This is a genomic window from Peribacillus sp. NPDC094092, assembly GCF_050279365.1.
Taxonomy (GTDB): domain Bacteria; phylum Bacillota; class Bacilli; order Bacillales; family DSM-1321; genus Peribacillus.
Genome location: NZ_JBNNUC010000003.1, coordinates 186,511 through 209,820 on the forward strand (window position 1 = coordinate 186,511; position 23,310 = coordinate 209,820).

20 protein-coding genes are annotated in these 23,310 nt (G+C 42.0%); 3 read left to right on the forward strand and 17 right to left on the reverse strand.

Annotated elements, in window-relative coordinates; all coding sequences use genetic code 11:
• Positions 1 to 13: 13 nt before the first annotated feature.
• The 5 genes from ACQKNS_RS16595 to ACQKNS_RS16615 form a co-directional block, all read right to left on the reverse strand.
• The gene (locus tag ACQKNS_RS16595) at positions 14 to 1,984 is read right to left on the reverse strand and encodes an LTA synthase family protein (RefSeq protein ID WP_427644435.1); all 1,971 of its coding nucleotides are present in this window, start codon (positions 1,982 to 1,984) and stop codon (positions 14 to 16) included.
• A gap of 1,073 nt (positions 1,985 to 3,057) precedes the next feature.
• On the reverse strand, positions 3,058 to 4,002 hold the full coding sequence (locus ACQKNS_RS16600) for a siderophore ABC transporter substrate-binding protein (protein ID WP_427644747.1): 945 nt from the start codon (positions 4,000 to 4,002) through the stop codon (positions 3,058 to 3,060).
• Positions 4,003 to 4,220: 218 nt separating this feature from the next.
• Positions 4,221 to 4,979, reverse strand: a complete 759-nt coding sequence (locus tag ACQKNS_RS16605; protein ID WP_427644436.1) for an ABC transporter ATP-binding protein — start codon at positions 4,977 to 4,979, stop codon at positions 4,221 to 4,223.
• Complete coding sequence (locus ACQKNS_RS16610; RefSeq protein ID WP_427644437.1) at positions 4,973 to 5,920, reverse strand: iron chelate uptake ABC transporter family permease subunit; 948 nt, start codon at positions 5,918 to 5,920, stop codon at positions 4,973 to 4,975. The genes ACQKNS_RS16605 and ACQKNS_RS16610 overlap by 7 nt, the downstream gene beginning before the upstream one ends.
• The gene (locus ACQKNS_RS16615) at positions 5,913 to 6,863 is read right to left on the reverse strand and encodes an ABC transporter permease (protein ID WP_427644438.1); all 951 of its coding nucleotides are present in this window, start codon (positions 6,861 to 6,863) and stop codon (positions 5,913 to 5,915) included. Before ACQKNS_RS16615 ends, ACQKNS_RS16610 begins: the two co-directional genes overlap by 8 nt.
• 266 nt (positions 6,864 to 7,129) lie before the next feature.
• Between ACQKNS_RS16615 and ACQKNS_RS16620 the strand changes: the two genes are divergently transcribed.
• From ACQKNS_RS16620 to shc, 3 genes are all read left to right on the forward strand, one after another.
• A complete protein-coding gene (locus ACQKNS_RS16620) occupies positions 7,130 to 7,471 on the forward strand; it encodes a DUF1450 domain-containing protein (RefSeq protein WP_427644439.1) in 342 nt (113 codons plus the stop codon).
• A gap of 219 nt (positions 7,472 to 7,690) precedes the next feature.
• Complete coding sequence (locus ACQKNS_RS16625; RefSeq protein ID WP_427644440.1) at positions 7,691 to 9,340, forward strand: M14 family metallopeptidase; 1,650 nt, start codon at positions 7,691 to 7,693, stop codon at positions 9,338 to 9,340.
• Positions 9,341 to 9,500: 160 nt separating this feature from the next.
• Positions 9,501 to 11,396: a squalene--hopene cyclase gene (shc, locus tag ACQKNS_RS16630; RefSeq protein WP_427644441.1), complete on the forward strand. Its 1,896-nt coding sequence runs from the start codon at positions 9,501 to 9,503 to the stop codon at positions 11,394 to 11,396.
• A gap of 224 nt (positions 11,397 to 11,620) precedes the next feature.
• Here the strand turns inward: shc and ACQKNS_RS16635 are convergent, their stop codons facing one another.
• From ACQKNS_RS16635 to ACQKNS_RS16690, 12 genes are all read right to left on the reverse strand, one after another.
• Positions 11,621 to 12,103, reverse strand: a complete 483-nt coding sequence (locus tag ACQKNS_RS16635) for a tetratricopeptide repeat protein (protein WP_427644442.1) — start codon at positions 12,101 to 12,103, stop codon at positions 11,621 to 11,623.
• 230 nt (positions 12,104 to 12,333) lie between these two features.
• On the reverse strand, positions 12,334 to 12,888 hold the full coding sequence (locus ACQKNS_RS16640) for a PepSY domain-containing protein (protein ID WP_427644443.1): 555 nt from the start codon (positions 12,886 to 12,888) through the stop codon (positions 12,334 to 12,336).
• A gap of 65 nt (positions 12,889 to 12,953) precedes the next feature.
• Positions 12,954 to 14,309 carry an ATP-binding protein gene (locus ACQKNS_RS16645; protein ID WP_427644444.1) on the reverse strand — a complete coding sequence of 452 codons (1,356 nt, stop codon included), beginning with the start codon at positions 14,307 to 14,309 and terminating at the stop codon, positions 12,954 to 12,956.
• Positions 14,306 to 15,001: a response regulator transcription factor gene (locus ACQKNS_RS16650; RefSeq protein WP_427644445.1), complete on the reverse strand. Its 696-nt coding sequence runs from the start codon at positions 14,999 to 15,001 to the stop codon at positions 14,306 to 14,308. The genes ACQKNS_RS16645 and ACQKNS_RS16650 overlap by 4 nt, the downstream gene beginning before the upstream one ends.
• Before the next feature lie 111 nt (positions 15,002 to 15,112).
• On the reverse strand, positions 15,113 to 15,634 hold the full coding sequence (gene msrA / locus ACQKNS_RS16655) for a peptide-methionine (S)-S-oxide reductase MsrA (RefSeq protein WP_427644446.1): 522 nt from the start codon (positions 15,632 to 15,634) through the stop codon (positions 15,113 to 15,115).
• A 102-nt stretch (positions 15,635 to 15,736) separates the two neighbouring features.
• Entirely contained in the window at positions 15,737 to 16,345 is a 609-nt protein-coding gene (locus ACQKNS_RS16660) for a response regulator (protein ID WP_427644447.1), read from the reverse strand.
• A 12-nt stretch (positions 16,346 to 16,357) separates the two neighbouring features.
• A complete protein-coding gene (locus ACQKNS_RS16665; RefSeq protein WP_427644448.1) occupies positions 16,358 to 17,479 on the reverse strand; it encodes a sensor histidine kinase in 1,122 nt (373 codons plus the stop codon).
• Positions 17,480 to 17,738: 259 nt separating this feature from the next.
• Positions 17,739 to 18,446, reverse strand: a complete 708-nt coding sequence (locus ACQKNS_RS16670; RefSeq protein WP_427644449.1) for a response regulator — start codon at positions 18,444 to 18,446, stop codon at positions 17,739 to 17,741.
• Entirely contained in the window at positions 18,446 to 20,035 is a 1,590-nt protein-coding gene (locus tag ACQKNS_RS16675) for an ATP-binding protein (protein ID WP_427644450.1), read from the reverse strand. The genes ACQKNS_RS16670 and ACQKNS_RS16675 overlap by 1 nt, the downstream gene beginning before the upstream one ends.
• Before the next feature lie 79 nt (positions 20,036 to 20,114).
• Positions 20,115 to 21,641 carry a tripartite tricarboxylate transporter permease gene (locus ACQKNS_RS16680; protein WP_427644451.1) on the reverse strand — a complete coding sequence of 509 codons (1,527 nt, stop codon included), beginning with the start codon at positions 21,639 to 21,641 and terminating at the stop codon, positions 20,115 to 20,117.
• An 18-nt stretch (positions 21,642 to 21,659) separates the two neighbouring features.
• A complete protein-coding gene (locus tag ACQKNS_RS16685) occupies positions 21,660 to 22,115 on the reverse strand; it encodes a tripartite tricarboxylate transporter TctB family protein (protein WP_427644452.1) in 456 nt (151 codons plus the stop codon).
• A 57-nt stretch (positions 22,116 to 22,172) separates the two neighbouring features.
• Positions 22,173 to 23,195, reverse strand: coding sequence for a Bug family tripartite tricarboxylate transporter substrate binding protein (locus ACQKNS_RS16690; RefSeq protein WP_427644453.1), 1,023 nt, complete (start codon positions 23,193 to 23,195; stop codon positions 22,173 to 22,175).
• Positions 23,196 to 23,310 lie beyond the last annotated feature (115 nt).

Here is a 23,310-nt window from a genome sequence, read left to right on the forward strand (position 1 = left end):
TTTTTCATTAGCCTTATTTATCGGTCTTTTCATCTTCCTTTGAACCTTCTTCATCATATGTGTAATCATAATCAGCAGGGTCTATCGGTTTAAAACCATTTGGAGTATAGAAACGGAGTAAGTCACCGTTAACTACTTGATCGGATAAATTGAGCATCGTTTCAGCTCTCTTTTTATAATTGAGGATGTCATCATTTTCCTCGACCAATTCCCCTGTTTTAGTATCGTAGTATTTACCTTTAATGGAAGTGACATCCGGTGTAACAAAATCACCATTCCTGAAAGGTACCACTTCATTATGATCTTTTGACAATAAATCTGAACCGAATTGTACATAATCTTTAGATTCGATTCCTAACAGATGCAATAAAGTCGGGAGAAGGTCGATCTGTCCTCCGTATTGGTGCATTTCCCCGCCTTCAACACCCGGAACATGAATCAATAATGGCACACGTTGCAATTGGGCATTCTCAAATGCGCCAACATCCTTGCCAAGCACTTTTGACATGGCTTCTTTATGGTTTTCGGAAATACCATAGTGATCACCATACATAACGATTACCGAGTTGTCATATAGACCGGATTCCTTCAGATAATCGAAAAACTCTTTAAGCGCCTCATCGGCATAGCGTGCAGTCTGGAAGTAATTATCCACGGAAGCATCGCCTGTCGTATGCTTACCGATTGTTGCTTTTTCCTGATCCATCGAATATGGGAAATGGTGAGATACCGTTATGAATTTTGTATAGAAAGGCTGTTTAAGCGTTTCTAACATTGGAATCGATTCCTTGAAGAAAGGCTTATCCATTAATCCATAACTTAGTACTTCCTCTTTATTTTCCATATTATAATGGTTTGCATCGAAGAACTGGTTAAAACCAAGAGACTTATACATCTTATCCCGGTTCCAGAAAGATTTGTAATTACCATGGAACACAGCAGATGTGTATCCTTGTTGTCCTAAGATTGCTGGTGCTGCTTGATACGTATTTTGGGAACGGTTTGTGAATGCTGCCCCCTGCGGTAAACCGAACAGGGAATTTTCAAGCATGAATTCGGCATCCGCTGTTTTACCTTGGCCCACTTGATGGAAGAAATTATCAAAGCGCATGAAATCTGACTTATCATGTGCAAGTGAGTTCAAAAATGGAGTGACTTCCTCCCCATCCAACTTATAATCGATCAGGAAATTCTGCATCGATTCCAAATGCAGGTAGATAACATTTTTACCTTTGGCTGCACCAAAATATTCAGGGTTCGGTTCAGCGCTTGTTGCCTTCGTATAGTTGACGACTTCAGCGATATCGGTGCTGTTTGCAGTTGCACGCTGAGCGTATGTTTTAGTATTCTGAACGGCATCATAAACCGTATAGTTGAACATGCCCAAATATTTGACGATATAGTTCCGGTCGAATGTCCTTGATAATAATTGCGGGCGATCCTTTTCAGCAAGTCCCAAATTGATTGCGAAAATTGCAAGTCCCGCTAGGTAAACCATTCCAACTGTACGGCGTTTGACTTTGAAGTCTTCCACTTTAAAGTCTTTGAATCTGTACAACACGATCAAAAGGACCGTATCAAGGAAATAAAGTACATCATGGCCTTTAAATAATTCTAAAATACTCGGCCCCAAATCCCCGGCATTTTGTACTTGCGTCAAGGTTGGCAATGTAATGAAATCGGTAAATGACCGATAGTATACAATATTGAAGAATAACCATAGTGACATCAATAGGTTCAACCTGATGATCCATTTAAACGTTTTTTTGCCTCTAGCCAATAGTGCCAAGCCGAAGAATAAAATGGCTGAACTAATCGGGTTTATGAACAGTAAGAACTGTTGCAGGCCATTTTCAATACCTAAGTTAAATTCAACTCGATATCCAATATAAGTTTTTATCGTAAACAAGACTACCGCAATAAAGAAAAAGCCTAGTATGTTATCTGCAAATAAATGCCGGCTTTTTTTAAGAAAATTATTCATGCTTTCACCTCTATTAATCTAGTGGTTTATTTATATAAATTTTTACAAACTTACAAAAGACGGAAAATCGGAAACCCTATAATAGCATTCTTTCACTTGGATAGTCAAGATTGTGAAAACCACTTATTGTCACATCCATAACCCTTATATCCAGAACACTTCTTTAGCTTATGAACAAGCCTTTGAAAAAATAACAGAGTTTCGCCCATCTCGAATGTTCAGCGCACCTATAACAAATATATAGGAACTCCATTTCTTAATCCAATAAATATCACCGTAACTTTTTGGGGTGACTGCGGATGACAGTCGCTAATTAGCTTCACGTCTTTCAGGCTTTTACCATTATAAACGACTCTTTATAAAAAAACCAGTACATTACAAAATATGTAAAGATATAAATCTTCAATTATTTAAAGCTATAAGGTAGATCCAGGATTTCTTTCCCGATGATTCGACAGTTGAGAATGGATCGCCGGTTACATGGAAGCATGTCTCCTCCGCATTTTTAATACCCCCGCCAAAATCAAATCCTGCAAAAGTTTGACCCGTTTATCATTGCGTCCCTCCGCCTCTTAAACCCCATAAAATAACAATAGGGTTTCGCTTCATATCGACATCATTCCCCTCCGGCATATTTAGCTAGCTTTTTTCAAATAATTTTTCCTGAAAGCGATGATCTTTTTGTGTTTATATTTTTACTTTCCGGGATCATTTATCACCCATAAAAGATTCAATTTACCAAAGTTCACTAAAATTACAATTTTAAAACCCTTCCTGGAAACCGAGAGGATGCAAATGACATTATAATAGGAAGAAACTGAATTTTTCCATATTGGCTGAAGGGTTATACTCTTTCGATAGGAAGCCCATATGACCATAGGAGCGGTAACAGGCTTTGAATATAGGACTTGTCTATTCTCCCCCCCTTATTAGGGGTTATGGCGCCTTAAAAGCTTTCCTGTGTATGGCAAGAAATCTTTTCGTCCCCTTTGTTAGTATATTGGTTTCATCCAGCTTTATTATAAAAAATAAAAATCCTGCCCTCGACCGAGGACAGGATTCCTTATTTTATATTACTTGATGCCTTCTGAAATTTCTTTAACCATAGCATCAACAGATTCTAAACCGCCGCCTGATAAGTACCAGTAGTTAGGGTCTAGATAAATGATGTTACCTTCTTTAAATGCTTTTGTATTTTTTACAATGTCATTTTCAATCGTTTCTTTTGCTGCAGCTCCATCACCGGCAACCGCATCCCTATCTACAACGAATAGGTAGTCAGGGTTCTTTTCAGCAATGTATTCGAAAGAAATGCTTTGACCATGTGTCGATACTTCCAATTTATCATCTACTGCAGGCACTCCGAATACATCATGGATGATGCCAAATCGTGAATCCGGTCCGTAAGCACTTACTTTTCCACCGCTCGAAAGAACGATTAAACCAGTTTTGTCAGTTGGGGCTTTTTCTTTCAAAGCATTAATGTTTTCTTCAACACTTGCCAATTCTTTAGCTGCTTCGTCTTTTTTATCGAAGATTTTACCCAAAAGTGTTACGTTTTCTTTAAAGGATTCCATATACTTTGTTGTATCCACACCAACAAAAACAGTAGGGGCAATTTTGCTTAATTCTTCATATGCTTCAGATTGACGGCCAGAAATAAGGATTAAATCTGGTGCAATTTCGTTGATTTTTTCGAAGTCAGGCTCTTTTAATCCGCCGGCATTTTCAGTTGTATCTTCATATTTAGAAAGGTATTCTGGAAGTCCATCATGAGGAACAGCTGCCACTTCCACACCTAATTTATCAAGAGTATCAAGAGTACCCATATCGAATACAACGACTTTTTCAGGGTTAGTTTTTACTTTCGTTTCGCCTAGTTGGTGCTTAACCGTAATTTCTTCGCTCTTGGCACTTTCTTTTTTCGCGCTTGATTCTTCTTTTTCCTTATCTGATCCGCAAGCTACAGCCACTACAGCGAGCATTGCAACCAAAAGCAGTAAGGATAATTTCTTAATCATTATGGTCACCTCGAAAAATTTTTTTATTTAAAATTACATATTGAATCCTCACCTTCACAGAGTTCACCTTCATCACTTTCCCTGCCGTATGAACAGGAGGCGGCTAAAGTCTTGGGCGCCCGCCAACTCTTAACTGCCTAAGAAGCGTATGAGGTGATTCCGGGAAGGCTACGAATACTGAAGTAATTTAAAACCAGATGGAAGGGTCTTGGGTCTTATGTGAAGTACACACAGATCTTATTGTCATTGATGCTTTGGATTTCAATATCCATATCATAGATTTCCTTTAATACATTGGAATTGATGACTTGCTCTGTAGGTCCATTATGAACAACCTTGCCATCCTTCAACGCGACAATATAGTCGGAATAACAGGATGCAAAATTAATGTCATGAATGACGATGATGACCGTTTTCCCTAATTCATCGGCCAATCTCCTCAATACCTTCATGATTTGGACGGAATGCTTCATATCAAGATTGTTCAGGGGCTCATCAAGTAGTACATACTCCGTGTCCTGAGCAATAACCATGGCAATGAAGGCCCGCTGTTGCTGCCCGCCGCTAAGCTGGTCCAGAAACTTATCCTGCATGTCGGCAAGTTCCATATATTCAATCGCTTCATCGACGTATTTCCAATCCTCTTTGGTCAGCTTTCCTTGTGAATAAGGAAAACGGCCAAAGGCGACGAGTTCACGAATCGTTAAACGGATATTGATGTGGTTAGCCTGCTTTAAGATGGCAATCTTTTTCGCAAGTTCATTGCTTTTGAATTTCCCCATATCTTGTCCATCGATCAGGACTTCTCCCGAATCCCGGGTAATGAGACGGCTGATCATCGAAAGGACGGTACTTTTACCCGCTCCATTGGGACCGATGAAGGATGTGATTTTCCCTTGCACTATTTCAATGGAAACATCCTCGACAACCGTTTTACTATTATATTTTTTGAATAAATTTTTCACTTCTACCATGATTTATTCTCCTTTAATAGAAGATAGATGAAATAGACACCGCCGACAAAGTTGATGATGACACTTAAGGTGGTGGAGAACGTAAAGATTCTTTCCACAATGAATTGGCCGCCGACAAGGGCGATCACACTGATCAGCATGGCACCCGGGATGATATGTTTATGCTGATAGGACTTAATGAATTGATATGCCACATTTGCAACAAGTAATCCGAGGAACGTGATCGGACCGATCAGGGCAGTCGAAATGGAGATTAAAACAGTAACGACGATTAAAACCCGCTTCGTGACAAAATCATAATCCACACCCAAGTTTATGGCTTGGTCCCTCCCCAGTGACATGACATCTAAATATTTCAAAAGTCTCATGAAATATATCATTGCCGCTATCATGAGGATAATGGCTAACGTTAACAGGTCGGTGTTGACATTATTGAAGCTGGCGAACATTTTATTTTGAACGATTTGAAACTCATTCGGGTCAATCAATACCTGCATGAATGAAGACATGCTGCCGAATAAGGTTCCGAATATGATACCGATCAGCAACAGGAAGTATATATTGCGGTTTTTCTTGAACATGAACTTGAACAGCAGGCTGGAAAAAATAAGCATGGCCGCAAGTGTAATCAGGAAATTGAGATTTTTATTCATGATCATGATATGCGTTGAACCGAAGAGGAAAATCACTCCCGTTTGGATCAGCATATACATGGAGTCCAACCCTAAGATGCTCGGTGTCAAAATTTTATTATTCGTGACCGTCTGGAAAATCACTGTTGAAAAAGCTATTGCACAACCAACCACGATGATGGCGATGATTTTTATTACCCTTCTCGGCAGTGCATAATCCCAATTCGGACCAAGGTCCCAAAAGATATAACCTGCCGTTAAAGCTGCTGCAAGAACAGCCAATATCATGATCCTACTTTTATTATTCATATGCCTTTCTCCTCAGTATCAGATAGATAAATACGGCGCTTCCTATCACACCAACCACGAGTCCGATCGGGATTTCAAATGGATATATGAGGATCCTGCCCAGAATATCGCAGATCAATAGGAATACGGCCCCTAGCAATGCTGTATGAGAAAGACTCTTTTTCAAATTGTCACCAAGGTAAAGGGATACAATGTTTGGTACGATCAATCCTATGAAAGGAATCGTTCCCACCGTTAACAAAACGACAGTGGAGGATAATGCCACGATGATCAACCCAAAATTGACTATAAGCTTATAATTGATTCCTAGATTGATGGCGAACTCCTCACCCATCCCTGCCACAGTGAATTTATTGGCAAAGAAGTATGCGAGAATGACTAGAGGGATACTTACATATATAAGTTCGTACCTTCCAGACATGATCATCGAGAAATCCCCATTCATCCATGTGTTGAGGCTTTGAATCAAATCATATTTATAGGCAAAGAAAGTCGAGATGGATCCGACGATATTACCAAACATCAAACCAACCAATGGAATGAAAATCGTATCCTTATATTTCACTTGATCAAGAATTTTCATGAACAGGAATGTACCTGCCAAAGCGAATACGAAAGCGAATGCCATTTTCTCAATAAGCGCTGCCGATGGAAAAATGATAATGGCAAGAAGAAGTCCAAGCCGTGCAGAATCCATGGTTCCGGCAGTCGTCGGGGATACAAATTTATTACGGCTCAATTGCTGCATGATCAGACCGCTTATACTCATCACGATACCGGCAATGACTATGGTCACCATTCTTGGGAAACGGCTTTGCAGCATGATTTGCACTTTATCATCACTTAGATCCAATAAATCAAGAGGGCTAATATCTTTTACGCCAATGAATAATGACGTAAATGATAAAACGATTAATGCCATGACTAAATATCTTATCTTCATCTACATTTCCTACTCTTCCTATCTCAGTTAATACAGCGATATAATATTTTTAATTAAGTATATTTGAATATAGACTATCGCAAAGTCACCTTTTGAAATGGAAATCATGAAGTCGCAATAGTTACAAGGTTTTCCCATTCGTGATAATGAGATTCATTATCATTAACTCTTATTCTATCATTTCTCAGACATGTGTCAATATATACAAGGGAATTACTTTGATATTCTCCGAATAGTCATATTGTAATGAATTTTGGTGAACAATCATGCATTTCGTTACAGGAAGTGATAAAATCAAAATAACAAATATTTACTCTTCCAATGAAAGAAGCGATATGATGAAAAACTTGCTATCCAAAGTGTTCTCAAAAAAGGCGAAAATCCAGATTGAATTTTGCCAAAATAATCTTGACCGCTTCCTTAATGAAAAAACAGTTGCTGATTATGGTAAGTTCTTGGCGAATCCAAGGATTCAATATAAAGAATATGAATGTTTGAGTGAGTGTAAACTTTGTAAGAAAACCCCCTATGCGAAAGTGAACGGCCACGCAGTGAGTGGCGAAGATTCACAGGATCTTTTAAATAAGTTACATGATGAATTGAAATGATACGGGCCAAACAAATTGCTTAATCCGTATCTTTTTGACTTTCCACCTGTAATTATACAGAATACAGGTGATGAACATCTATTAAAAGGAATTGAAAATCATGCTAGGGAATCATTAATCTAGTCGTTACTTCCTGTTTTTCACTATTTTCTACTTTTTCACTGTATAAATAGCTTAATATATGATAATTTATGGAAAAAGATAGACAGGAGGACGTCCATGAAAAAAATCATTCCTACCATCGTATCAGCCGTTACGCTAAGTCTTGTCACTGGATTGCCTGGCCCCATGGCCGAAGCAGAAGAATTCACCCCTTATTATGGAAATGGTCCAAGCTACATTCAACCAGATAACCTCTCCCACCTTTTCCCTGTCCCTAATGCATCTTTCAACACCCCTGCCTTTAAACAAAACAAGGTCGCCTTTACGAGCCAGGAAGAAATGTTGGATCATATCAAGTCCCTCTCCCATAAATACAAGAACATCCATTTCAAGACGATAGGCAAGTCCACAGAAGGACGCGACATCCCGCTGCTTCTTTTCAGCAAGGATTCAAAAAGACCGAATAAGGATTCACATAAACCATTGATTTGGATTCAAGGACAGATACATGGCAATGAACCCGCTTCAGGTGAATCAACATTAGTCCTTGCACAATGGCTGGCTGAAGGCAAGCTTGGGGATGTCCTCGATAAAGTGAATGTTGCCATCGTTCCACGCGTCAATCCTGATGGCTCTTATTATTTCAAACGATATACGGCAAATGACATGGATGCGAATAGGGACTACTTAAAAGTGGAATATCCTGAAGTACAGACGATTCATCAGTCAATCGATGATTATGAACCGGAAGTCATTCTGGATGTACATGAATATACAGTGAACCCCGCACCCCTGAAAAAAGTGGGAGCAAACGGATCGATCGCTTCCTATGATTTACTCATCTCCTCAGCCAAGAATTTAAATATTCCCAAACAGCTTCGAAAAGCATCCGATGAACTTCTTTTGCCTAATGTTTATAAAGCATTGGAAAAAGAAAAGCTTTCCTACCACGATTACTATACACTGGCCACTTCTGATGATGGAATCCTAACCGCCACAGAAGGAAGCACAGAAGCCCGGATTGGCAGAAACGCCCTCGGCTTGAAAAATACAATGACCTATTTAATTGAAACGAGGGGAATCAATATCGGCCGTACGGATTTTAACCGACGTGTCTTTGCACAAGCTACAGCTCAGGCAGCCTTCATCAAAACGACAGCCGAACAGGCCGGTAAAGTTAAAAAGGCCGTTAAACAGGCAGAAACTGAAGTCGTGCAAAAAGGGCGAAAAGCAAATGATCATGATAAAATTATCATCACCAGTGAAAATAAATTGGTTAAGGATCAAAAATTGAAGGTAGTCGATTTAGCGAAAGCTAAATTGGCCGATGCCTCCATCGATTGGCTGGATTCTACCGATGCCTACCCTACACTTGTTAGGGATCGTCCGACAGCCTATATCCTTCCACCGGAATATAAAAATATCGCCAAGAAACTTCAGCTATTGGGAGTAGAAGTTAAACAATTAAAAAAACCTATGAAACTAGCTGTTGAAGGCTATAGGGTCAAGGATTTAAAAGTTTCCGCTGAACTGGAAAGCGGACATTCCACAAGGGAAGTCACGACCACCGTCACTTCAACAACTCGGGTTTTCCCAAAAGGAAGCTATGTTTTCGACATGGCCCAGCCTGATGCCAACTTCATCCCCCTTGCCCTCGAACCTGAAGGCATCGACAGCTATGTGACATTCCATTTCATCCCGGCTGACAAAGGAAAAGAACTGCCGATTTACCGCTATATGCAGCCATCTTCTTTACCAGTTAAATGATGCAAAGTATCTCGCTTTGGCAGCTTTCATTGCCAAAGCGTTTTTAATTTCCCCTCCTTTATTCATGCAGGACGATGCGCCTGACATGATTTCTTGAATGCGACGGCAAGTTTTGAATATACATATAAACGGAAACTGTGTTTTTAGAGGAGGAAAGTCATTGAACCAACATGTACAATTGGAAATCAATCGCCTTGTTCATCGCCTGAAACGAGACCAATCCGCTGATGGTTCGTGGAATTATCCCTTTGACACCGGGATTACGGCAGATGCCTATATGATCATATTATTGAAAATTTTAGATATGGAAGATGCCCCTCTTATAGAGGCTTTAGTAAAAAGAATCGAAAGCAAGCAAACAGAAAACGGTTCATGGAAACTTTTCCACGATGAAAAGGACGGCAATATTACGGTTACGATCGAGGCTTATTACGGCCTTCTTTTCAGCGGACTCCGCAATAAGAACGATCCCCATATGAGGAAAGCCAAACAATTCATTCTTTCCAAGGGTGGCATCAAACAAGCCAAAATGTTAACGAAAATGATGCTTACTGTCACCGGACAATACCCATGGCCGCGCCTATTCCCCATTCCTCTCGAAGTGGTCTTACTTCCTCCGACCTTTTTCGTCAGCATTTATGATCTTTCCGTATATGGTCGGGTCAACATGATTCCATTGCTATTACTAGGCCATAAAAAGTTTCAGATCAAAACCCCGGAAACGCCAAGTTTAAAAGAATTATTTCAAACAAGGGAGGACCTTTCCGAAGAGCATGTGTGGGAAGAGTATCGTACCGAGGAATATCGTTCCTTCTTCTCCAAACTTCAAACAGGCGTCAAAACTTTGATTGGTTATCCCGATTATTTACATTCCTTAGCCTTGGATTCAACGAAAAGGTTCATGCTCGACAGGCTGGAACCAGACGGGACACTGTACAATTATTTCGGTTCTACCTTTTTCATGATCTTTGCCCTCCTTTCAATTGGATATTCGAAAAAGGATCCAGTGATTCTAAAGGCCATTGCCGGTCTGAAGGGGATGGCCTGCTCCATTGAGGGACACACACATATCCAGTTCACGACGCCCCATGTTTGGAATACCTCCTTAATAAGCTACTCCCTTCAAGAAGCCGGCATACCTTCCAAAGACCCTACGGTCAAGGCCGCCAATCAGTATTTACTGTCACACCAGCATTATATGTATGGTGATTGGCAGATCCATAATCCTCATGCGATTCCAGGCGGCTGGGGGTTCTCGGATTTCAATACCATGAATCCAGATGTCGATGATACGACCGCCTCACTGCGGGCGCTGGCTAAACAACTGCAAGCAAAACCGGATAATCGAGACAGCTGGCAGCGCGGTGTCTCCTTCACGATATCCATGCAAAATGATGATGGCGGATTTCCAGCCTTCGAACGGAATAACGACCATAAATGGCTGCACCTTCTTCCTATAGAGGGTTCGAAGTATCTCCTGACTGATCCTTCTACCGCTGATTTGACAGGGAGAACACTGGAATTCCTGGGGAACTATATAAATATGAAGAAGCCCGAAGAAGTCAGTAAAAGAGCGGTGGATTGGCTATTGGAAGACCAGAAGCGCGACGGCTCCTGGTATGGGCGCTGGGGCATCTGCTATTTATATGGCACATGGTCTGCACTGACCGGCATGAAGGCAGCAGGGCAAGCCACTGGACATCCATCCATCCAAAAAGCCTTAACTTGGTTGAAGAAAATTCAAAATGAAGATGGCGGCTGGGGGGAATCTTGTTACAGTGATATCAAGCAGCGATATATCCCGCTCGGAGAAAGTACACTGACACATACAGCTTGGGCTGTGGATGCGTTGATATCGGCATCCGAAAAGCCGACAGCCGAAATCGAAAAAGGCATTGCCTATCTCATCCGTTCAGGTCAACAAGACAGCTGGACCAATGATTATCCTGCAGGCCAGGGAATGGCAGATTTTTTGTATATCCATTATCATAGCTACCGCTATATTTATCCCCTTTTAGCCTTAAGTCATTACAATAAAAAATTCCTGATAACTTAATCGTCAGTTTTCTTTATCATAATGGTGAATATGTGGATTACCTGTGGAAAAGTAGTGAATAACACCCGAAAGTTATCCACGTTCTGAGGTTATCCACATTCATTTATCCACAAATGTGCTGAAATCAAGAAATTCACCGTCATATTTGTTGATTTATTCATTTCGTATATGTAAAAATGACTTATTTTATCCAGGAGTTGTGGATAGTTTGGGGATGATCACTATTATGTGAAAACTTTATCCAGTTTATCACTATAAAACTCGATGGCCTTAACATAAGATTGTATGTCTCGATCCTTTGAGGTTTCGGCAATTATCTTCAATAAAGATTCCATTGCAAGTTCATGTTGGCCCAAATTATAAAAAGCCATCGCCCTGAATACCAATAATGCCTTATCCTCAGGAAACTTCTCCAGCCCCGATTCCAATGTCTGTCTCGATTTTTCATATTCCCCTATGGTGCGATATGTGCTCCCCAATCCTAGGTAGGCCCCTTTTGCATCCTCCTCCGGCAAACCTAAATTGATTGCCGCTTCATAATAGGGCACCGCCTTTACCTCAAGTCCGAGAATATCCAAACTCCAGGCACACTGATACTGCATGACTGCATCGCCGGGATTTTGCTTTGCAAGATCCATCAATAATCGATTGGATTTTTTGAATTCTTTCTTTCCTCTTAATGACAGTGCCATTTCCAAATTCCCCATGACCATTCCTCCATTGTATAAGATTCCTTATTGCCCCTATTCGCGATTCCTTTTCAAATTCCTTTATAACCGCAATTATTTTCAAGGTGTCTTCAGCTCCATGGTCGTTTCTTCCACCCATCCGGCTCTTCATCTAGATTCATACTGGCTTAAAAAAAAGGATCTGCCACTCGGCAAATCCTCCATGCACTTCAATTCATGATCATTCTTAGATCACAGATTACCATCGATTAATCATCCAACTGGTTTTTCAGTACTTTTCCAGTGGTGGCATCCACCACAACATCATATTCCTTTTGTCCTTGTTTTATTTCCAGCTCGTACACAAGGGTTCCATTCTCCGAATCCAGCTCTGCATCCGTTACTTGACCATCCACCGCTTTCAAGGCAATCTTTTCGGCTTGGTCACTGCTGATTTTTGCAGTTTCCGCCGCTTGTCGTATGCTCATATCGTCATCTTCATCGTCACCGTCTTCCATTTCCTGAGAAAGAATCTCTCCTTTTTCAGCATCAACGTCAACGTCTTGATAGCCTTCCTTCGTTTTAACAGTCATCTCATAGGTCATCGGCTGATCCCAATCCTTTTCAAATTGAGTGACTTCCCCGCCTAGTTTTTCTGAAATCATTTTGACAGCCTCATCCTCGGATAGGTTACCCTTATTGATTGCATATACCGCCGTTCCAGCAGCACCCCCGAAAAGTAAAACGGAGGCCATGGACACTGTCATGATGACCTTTTTCCTTTGTATGATACCCTCTTTGATCGTACTCCACTGTTTTTTCATGAATGAATTCCTCCTTTAAGTTGTTACCTTAATAATAAGCATCCTTCATGAAACCAACATGAGCGTTAGATTAGAATTTGATGAGAAAGAGTAACCGTCACCAACGTTCCTTCCCCCACTTCGCTTTGAATCTCCAATTTACCTTCGAAAGACTCGACCAGCGTCCGGGCGATGGAAAGCCCGAGTCCATTGCCTCCCGTTTTCCTCGTCCTCGATGAATCCACGCGATAAAAACGTTCGAATACATGTGGGAGATGTTCTGGTGATATCCCTGCTCCATGATCTTTCACACCGATGAAAATTTCATCGGCCTTCCGTTTTATCATGATCTGAATACTTGATTCGCTGTATTTCATAGCATTGTCCAATAGGATGACCATCACCTGTTCAAGCTTACCGGAAATGGTCATTGCATGTAATTCCTTAAACTCTGATTCTATCGTTATTTCACGATTCCCCGTCCTTCTGAACGTTTGGGCAATCCCTTCACAAAAAGAAATAAGTTCTATTTTCCCTTCCACTTCTGCTGAAGGTTCCGTTTGGGAAGCAGACTGCAGAAGATGTTCCGTCAGCTTTTTCATTCGGACGGCTTCATGATGGATTGCCTCCACCGCCTCTTCCTGAATCGCCTCATCCTTCATTCCCCAACGTTTCAAAAGTGAGGAGTAGCTTTCTATGACCGTAATCGGTGTTTTCAATTCATGCGAAGCATCTGAAAGGAATTGCTGCTGTTGGTTATAATTCCGCTCCAGCCTTTCTATCATCCTGTTGAATGCCACTCCCATCACCTGCAGCTCGTCCTTTGACTGATCCGATAGCGGTATCCTTTTGAATTCCCCGCTTTTCTCAATATCTTTCATCGTTCCGCTCATGATCGATATCGGTTTAAGGATCAGGTTGGCAAGCCACTTACCGGCAAGAATGGATAAAAGAATGACAAAAAGGGATGCACCGCCTAAAACGAAGGCAAGCGTCGATAAATTATCAAGGAGGGTTTCCTGCGGCCGTGTGACCTCGATCATCCCTAGCTTCTTCCCTTCATCGGGATAAGGATGACGGTAGGTCATTACATATTCCCCGTCAGCTTTGGTAAAATCATATCCTTTTTCGTTGATGGCTTTAACTGTTAGCCCCTCAAGTTCCTCTTCATCGGTAAATGATTTTACCATCCTTCCATCCGTGTCGAATATCCGCACCATTCCATCATCCGGGATATACGGCTCCATTAAATCGGGATCACCGTAAATCAAATCTTTCGCCAGGATATTTTCTTCAATCATTGAAGCTTGATCTTCAAGCAGATCCCGTTCCCTCTCCACCGATATCCAAAGGAAAGCAATTAAAACGATGATACTCAACAATATCAGCATGACGCTCAAAAAAAGACTGGAATACGTTTGGATTTTTGTCCGGATCTTCATACTGGCTCCTTCAAGCTGTAACCTACACCGCGGTATGTATGTATGAGCTGCTGCTCAAAGGGATAATCTATTTTTTTGCGTAAATAACGGATATACACATCGACCACATTCGTATCCCCTGCAAAATCATATCCCCATACATGTGTCAGGATTTGCTCCCTCGAAAGTACTTGATTCTTATTTTGTAAAAGAAAAACCAGCAAATCGAACTCGCGTGAAGTCAGCTCAACCCTTTTGCCTTGCCTGTGAATGTCCCTTGTTCCGAGGTTCAACTTCAGATCATGAATCTTCAGTTCATCCACTTCCCCTTCTGGTTGGCGCTCCCTTACATTGGTTCGGAAACAAGCACGGATCCGTGCGAGCAGCTCTTCAATTTCAAACGGTTTCGTTACATAATCATTTGCACCATGGTCAAGGCCATTCACCTTGTCTGGCACAGCATCCCTTGCGGTTAGTAGGATGACCGGTGTCGATCCATTCTTTTTCCGGTAACGCCTAAGTACTTCTATGCCATTCAGCTCCGGCAGCATCACATCCAATAAGATTAAATCCCATGCTTCGGCTTCTGCCCTTTCAAGACCTGCCTTTCCGGTAAATGCCGATTCAGTTTGATAACCCTCATGATTAAGTTCCAGCTGCAGAACTCTCGCAATTTTCTCTTCATCTTCTATAATTAAAATTCTTTTATTCATGATCATCACCACCTACCCCTTAGTGTACTGAAGAAATATGAAAATATCATGAGAAAATGAACCCTCCTCATGAAAAAAAAGAACCGGATGTGAAAACACACCCGATCCATTTCATTCACCATTCCAATGCTGGTCAATGAATTCATCGCGTCCCGATTTTGCACGGTCCGCCTTATAATCCTCTTTGTTTTTTTTATGATAGCCTTGATGGTATTCTTCGGCGGGATAGAAGATTTGGGCCGGAAGGATTTCCGTTACGATGGGTTTCTGGAATTTCCCGCTGGCTGCCATCTTTTCTTTCGCTTCAAGAGCCAGTTTTTCTTGAGCTTCATCATGATAGAAGATGGCCGTCCGATATTGGCTTCCTCTGTCATGGAATTGGCCGCCATCGTCGGTTGGATCAATTTGCTGCCAATATAGTTCCAACAATCTTTCATAAGGAAATAACTGAGGATCGAAAGTGATTTCCACGACTTCATAATGCCCCGTGGTTCCCGTCTTCACTTCTTCATAAGTCGGGTTTTCAACATGTCCTCCCGAATAACCGGATACGATTCCCCCAATCCCCGGCAGTTCTTCAAATGGTGTCACCATGCACCAAAAACAGCCTCCAGCAAATGTAGCCTTTTGCATAAGGTCAGCCCCTTTCCTGTATGTAATAAAAGTTAATATACCATATTCCAATCCTGAAACTGCATTTTTTGATTTGGGAAGCCGCCATTACATGCACTTTGGTCAATCTTTTGACCAGCCCTTTTCCTTGAACCTTACAATCGCTTCAACGCGGTTGCTTACATCCAATTTATCAAGGATGACCGATATATAATTACGAACCGTTCCATTAGTCAAATAAAGCTGGCTTGCGATTTCTTTTGTGGTCTTACCATCCGCGACCAATTTGAGCACTTGGCACTCTCGTTCAGTCAAAGGGTTTTCTTCTTCGAAAGCCATATCCACCAGCTCAGGGGCATAAACGCGCCGCCCATCCATGATGACACGGATCGAGTTCGCCAGTTCATCGCTTGGGCTATCCTTCAGCAGATATCCACCTACTTCTGCCTTTCTGGCTCTTTCAAAGTACCCAGGACGTGCAAAAGTGGTCAAAATGATGACTTTGCATTGGTGGCCCTGATCCTTGATCTCCTCCGCTACATCGAGCCCGGTTTTTACTGGCATTTCAATATCGGTTATGCAGATATCCGGCTTTAATTGATTGACGAGATTCATTGCTTCTTCTCCATTGCTCGCTTTTCCAACCACCTCCATGTCACTTTCCAAATCAAGGATGGAACCTAGCGCGCCAAGAAGCATCCGCTGATCTTCGGCAATTACGATTCGAATCAATGCCTTTCCCTCCTATCCATTATTTTTTATCGCATTCGGAACCCTTATATAAAGTGTCGTTCCATCTGTTGATTGAATATCCAGGCTGCCATTAACGAATTCGAGCCTTTCTTTCATTCCTTGAAGCCCATTGCCTTTAAATACCTCTGATCTATGTGAAAGTCCCACTCCATTATCCTGTACTGTGATCGTCACCCCTGTTTGTAATTCTTCAATGATGATATGACAGCAGTCGGCTCCGCTATGTTTGACGATATTGGTCACAGCTTCTTTCAAGCACATGCTTAAAACGGTTTCAACAAGTAATGGGGTATCTTTCAATTCCGTGGTGCCTTCCAAATTGAATTCTATCCCTGCCGCTTTCAATATTTGCTTGACCCGGATGATTTCATCGCATAGCTTGGCCCCGCGCATTTCCGACACCATTTCACGTACTTCCTTGAGTGCCGTCCTCGCCGTTTGACGGATATCCTTGATTTCCTTCTTGGCGGACTCTGGATTCAAATCGATCAATTTCCCGGCAAGGTCACTTTTCAAGCCAATCAAAGACAGCTTTTGTCCAAGTGTATCATGTAAGTCACGGGCAATCCGCTGACGTTCTTCCATTTTTCCAAGCTCTGATATTCTTTTATGTGCGTCCTCCAATTGTTCTTCCAGCCTGCCCCGTTTATTTCGATTATATGTGTTGAATGGGAGGAGAATCACGCCTACCACACAAATGAGCATAAAGGGAAATTGCGAAAAGAATGTAGGATCTTTCATGATGAATCCAATATTGACAGACACGATGGTAGCCAATAGCTGGATCGAATATAAAACGAAAAAGCCGACCTTATTTTGAACATTCCCAATAAAGAAGGCTAAAAAAAGCGAAAAATAAATATAGCCGAAAAATATGGTCATGGATATGGATATGACTATTTGTATCGCCGTCCATACGTATACGGGCCATCCCTTTGAAACGAATGAGAGTCCATATGATATGAAAAACAAAATGATCATGACGATTCCAAAGACGATCTCCAACATCGAAGAGGATTTGAAGATGAAATAAAAAGGAAGGATACAAAAAATGATCCAGACATAAGGGCTCAGCCCTGTGTTTTTCGGAAAGATATGATACCAACTTTGCATGGCGCCGCCTCTATTTCTTTTTATCCTAGTATATACTAAGGAGTTTCATCAAAAAACCATCCAGTGGGAATTGGATGGTTTTTGGGTGAATAATTTATTGAAACTTGGACATTCATTATGGATATCCTTTTTTTCCATCAAGCCTTCTGTCATGTCAGGTGGATTTTTTTGAGATTACATTTTGGTACTCTCGGACTAAGATTGCTAGTGATGAAAACCATATTATAGCCAAATAAGATCCGCAGCTTGGCGAACCCGTTTATAACTTGATGGCATACACCCGTTCAGGACGTCCAACCGTACCATATGTTAAATCGGCATCAATTTTTTCCTCTGACATCAAGTGCTCCAGATAACGCCTTGCCGTTGTCCTGCTCACCCCGATTTCCTTTGCCACTATTTCGGCCGTTAACCCAGGGGAGGATTTCCCCAACACAGCCATCACCTTCTCCAAAGTCATCCGATCGATCCCTTTTGGCAGTGAAGACTGTTCTCTCTCTTTTTCTTTCAATTCCTTTCGCAAAAGCTTATCAACCTGTTGCTGCGTTACTGGAAAATTGCCCTTTTCCAATTCTGACAGTTTAATGTGATACTCTTGATATCTGTGTAAGGACTGCTTGAAACGTTCAAATGCCACAGGCTTGATAATATAATCAAATATGCCGATCTTGATGGCTTCCTGGACTTTTTCGATTTCTTTAGCCGCCGTTATCATGATGACATCCATTTGTTTGCTTTGCTGCTTGATTTCTTTCAGGATATCGAGCCCACTCATATCCGGAAAATACATGTCGAGCAGCAATAGGTCCGGCTGCATGATTTCCATGAAGCTTTTGGCTTCGTCATAGCTTGAGGCGATCCCAATCGTTTGAAAACCCTCAAGCTTTTCGATGAATAGTCTTTGTATCTCGGCAATCCGCAGGTCATCTTCTACGATTAAAACTTCTATATCGCGATTGGCCATCATCAAATCACCCCTCTTTTTTTTGGCAGTGCTACAGTAAAAATCGTATATTCCCCTTCTTTCGACGAAAAAGTGATATACCCCCCTAATCCATCTATCGCTTCCTGTACAAGGCTCAAACCTATACCTGAATTGGTTTGATGGCTTTTCGTCGTAAAGCCGTTCTGGAAAATCAGTTCGGTAACATCTGAATTCATCCCTTTTCCATTATCTTCAACCTCTATGATCAACTCTTTACCCAAGTCCGTGACGAACAATGATACCCTTTTTTCCTCCCTATCGTTTTCCCGTACAGCTTCGAAGGCATTATTGATGAGGTTGCCGATGATCGTCACCAATAAATCCCGATCTATTTCGGAAGGAATATCTTTAAAACTGCTCTCTCTATCAATTGTAAAATCAATTTTCAGCTCGCTCGCTAAACTCACCTTCCCTAAGATGAACCCAGCAATAATCGGATCAGGTATTTCTTTCATCAGAAAGTGAATGAAGCCTTGTGTGACATCCACCTCCTTCGATATGAAATCCATCGCTTCTTTATATGAACCAAGTTGAATCAGGCCTAGCAAAGTATAGAGCCGATTCGAATATTCATGTGTCTGGGCCCTCAGCCCTTCTGCATATGCCTTTACATGTGACAGTTCCTGAAGGAGATTGGAAAGTTCCGATTTATTTCTCAAACTTGCAACGGCACCGATGACTTCACCCTGTCCATTCAAAATGGGAATCCGGCTTGCCAAAAAAACTTCACCGTCTATCATGAATTCCTGATCATACTCGGCCTGTGCGGTGCTGACTACATCTAGCAAATGTGTATGCGTGATGACTTCTTCGATTTTTTGCCCGCGAAGCATGACGTCTTTAGGGATATGAAGGATTTTATGCGCCGTTTCATTGACGACCGTGATTTTCCCATGAACATCAATGGCAATGATGCCTTCATGAATGGATTCCAAAATGGCATGCTTCTCTTGAAACATCCAGGCGATCTCTTTCGGCTCCAGACCCAATATCGCCTTTTTTATATTGAATGAAATGAAAAAGGCTATCAATAAACCGCCGATTAATATAAAAGAGATGATCCAGACGATCTTTCTTTGTATACTGGACACTTCTTTTTCAATATCATCCTGAAGGTAGCCAACAGAAACGACTCCAATGACTTTTTCATTTTCGATTATCGGGGATTTCCCCCTTATGGAAGGACCCAATGTCCCAGTGGACTCCGTGATGATGGATTTCCCATCCCACACTTCGGCGTTATCTCCCCCCACCATTTTCCTCCCAATCATGTCGGGATTTGGATGGGACAGCCGTGTTTCATTCTCATCTCCTATTACTATGAATTCCGCATCGATCTGCCTGCGAATCCTTTCCGCGATGGGCTGGATGATTACAGAAGGATTATCCGTTCGAAAAGCTTGTTTAATTTCAGGCAGCAAAGAAATGGTCTGGGCAACCGACAATGCTTTTTCCCCTGTCTCCTGCTTCAGGTTATTTTCCAGGATATTTATAAAAATAATTTCAAAGATTCCACCCATTAAGATGATTAAGGTACAGATGCCCAGCATCAACTTGGTGTGTAAACGCATTCAATCACCTCTACTTACATCATATAAAAAAAAACCCCTTTAAAAAAGGAGTTTTTTCATAACATTCAGAAAATACGGATTAACCTTCAATATTGATGACAACATCCTTCCCTCTCTTCTTAAGCAAAACCGGAATGAGCAGCCATAATGCCGTTACGATCAGGAATGTCAGGGAAAGCGGACGGGTGAAAAACAAACTGTAATCCCCATCGGATATCGTCAGGGCCCTGCGCATATTATTTTCTATCATCGGTCCTAAAACCAACCCTAAAACCAATGGGGCGATTGGATAATCATTTTTACTTAAGAAGTATCCCAAGACCCCGCACCCTAATAATAGCAATAAATCATACGTCGATACTTGTACCGCATAAACGCCAAAAATGGAAATCGCGATAATGATCGGAATCAAATACTTCTTTGGCGTTTCTATGATTTTCGCAAAAACCTTAACGAGCGGGATATTAAGGATGAGGAGCATCAGGTTCCCGATGAACATACTGGCGATAAGCCCCCAAGCCACCTGAGGATGGTCCTCGAATAATAATGGGCCTGGCTGAACATTGTACATCATGAGCGCCCCCATTAAAATCGCCGTTGTACCGGAACCCGGAATTCCCAGCGTCAATAAAGGAATCATCGCTCCGCCGGATGCCGCGTTATTGGCCGTTTCAGGTCCAGCCACCCCAGCGATCGCCCCTGTACCAAATCTCCAAGGTTTTTTTGAAATCCGTTTTTCCATAAGGTATGAGAAGAAAGAAGCTAGAGTAGCCCCTGCACCCGGCAGGATCCCTACAAAGAAACCTAAGAGCGACCCCCTCGCAATGGGACCCGCGGATTCCTTGAATTCTTCTTTGGAAGGAATCAAATTTTTGATCTTTGCAATTTCCCCATCATCCTCTTCTTTTTCCAAGATTGTCTTGAATACTTCTCCAAGTGCGAATAGACCGACTGCGATCGTCAGGAATTCGACCCCTTGATACAGCCAAGGAATGTCGAATGTAAAACGGGCGATCCCGGATACATTATCGATGCCTATCGTCCCGATCAACAAACCGCAAACCGTCATGATCAGTGCCTTTGTTACGGATTTTCCCGCGAGGCCGCTGACGGCCGCCAACCCTAGGAGCATGAGCGAAAAATACTCCGCCGGACCGAATTTAATGGCAATCGTCGATAATGGCTGAGCCAAGGCAATCATGGCGATAAGGGTGACTATCCCTCCGACGAAGGAACCTATAGCCGAAATGGATAGAGCACTTCCCGCCCTTCCCTTCTTCGCCATTTGGTAACCATCCAATGTGGTGACAACAGAAGAAGATTCGCCAGGTGTATTCAATAGGATTGAAGTTGTCGACCCTCCATACATCGCCCCATAATAAACACCTGCAAGTAAAATGATGGCGCTTGTCGCCGCTTGCTCTGGTGGAAGCCCCCCTGTAATCGAAGCGGTTACCGGAATCAAAAGAGCCACGCCGCTCATCGGCCCGATCCCAGGCAAAACGCCGACAGCCGTACCGATCAATACTCCGACAAATGCAAAAAGGATGTTATACCAAGTTAGTGCCGTTTCAAATCCATGAATTAAATAATCAAAAGTGCCCACTTCACATCCCCCTTCCTTTTATGAAAACCAGATTGGCCAACCCGGCAGTGTCCCCTTTAAAACATTCACGAATAAATAATAGATGATTCCGGAAAATCCTGCGGAAATGATGAGCGATGTCACCCACTTATTCCGTTCCATCGTTTGAAAGCAAACAAACAAAAAGAGAAAGGTCGTAATGACATATCCTATCGTTTCCAATGTCAAAATATAAATCAAGGTGGAGAGCAGAATGATGATAAAGGGTTTATATTCCAGATTTCCCTTGCCCGATTCCTGCACCTTGCTCCGAAATGCCTCATAGAACAGGCGAATACTTAAAACAGCAAGAACGAGCCCCAATACAAAAGGGAAAATGTCCGGTCCTACCGAACTTCCATAAGAAGAACTGGCCAGTTTCCTGCTTCCTATCATGAACAGCACCCCGACAGCCAGAAAGGCTACTGATGCAAAGCGATCAAATTTCACGTCCATCCTAATCCCTCCATTTCAGAAAACAAGAAGAAGGTGAAAGCACCTCCTTCTCCCCGATTATTTTTCCATGCCTAAAGCTTCTAATAATTGCTGCACCTGTTTTTCCTGTTCTTTTAAAAACTTGCTGAATTCTTCACTATTTTTATATTCCTGTTCCCATCCTTGAACTTCCACTTCCTTTTTCCATTCAGAAGTTTCAACTAGCTTTGCAATGGTTCCGTCCCAAAAGGTTTTCGCTTCACCAGACATATTCTGAGGTCCAAAAACCCCTCTCCAAATCGTGAATTCAGCATCAACACCCTGTTCCTTTGCCGTTGGTATGTCTTTTAGATCGCCACCCAAACGTTCTGTCGAGGTTACGGCCAACACTCTAATCTTCCCTGCTTTTAAAAATTCCCTGACACTGGATGCATCCGTTCCGATCACATCTGCATTACCGCCAAGCAATGCCGTAATCGCTTCCCCGCCCCCATCGTACGAAACGTATTTAAGTTCGGTTGGATTCAAGCCATATTCATAGGCTGGAAGAATGGAAATCAGATGATCCATGGATCCCGGAGCAGATCCTCCTGCAAATGTCAGCTTACGCGGATCTTTCTTCACCGCTTCCAGCACTGATTTCAAATCCTTGAATTCAGAATCCGCCTTTACCACTATCGCCCCATAATCCTTTGTCAGCTGCGCCAAAGGGGTCGTATTTTTATATCCGTAAGGACTGTTGCCTTCTTTTTTAAGATTATTGATGATGACAGGCGGTGAATTCACGAACAGCATGTCATTGTTATCCGCTTGCTGTGTAGCATAATCCGCCATGAAGACTGCGCCCCCTCCACCGGGTTTGTTCTCGACGGTCAATGGCTGGTTCACAAGTTTTGTTTCACCCAAGACCTTTGTAAATGAACGGGCGGTTAAATCCCATCCCCCGCCTGCGCCCGATGGAGCAACGACCGTTATGGCTTTTTTCGGATAGCCTGTACTTTCTTTCTTTTCTCCTGATGTATCCGAACTGCTGCATGCACCTAAACTTAAAGCTAACGAACCTGCCAAAATGACCGCTGAAATCTTTTTACGTGAAAACATAATAATCCTCCTTTTGAAAGCGTTTTCTTAATTCTACAAAAATATCATCGTTTTCCTTGATTATTAACCTAAGATTCATAAATTCCATAACCTCTATATTGTTCATAAAGTTTTA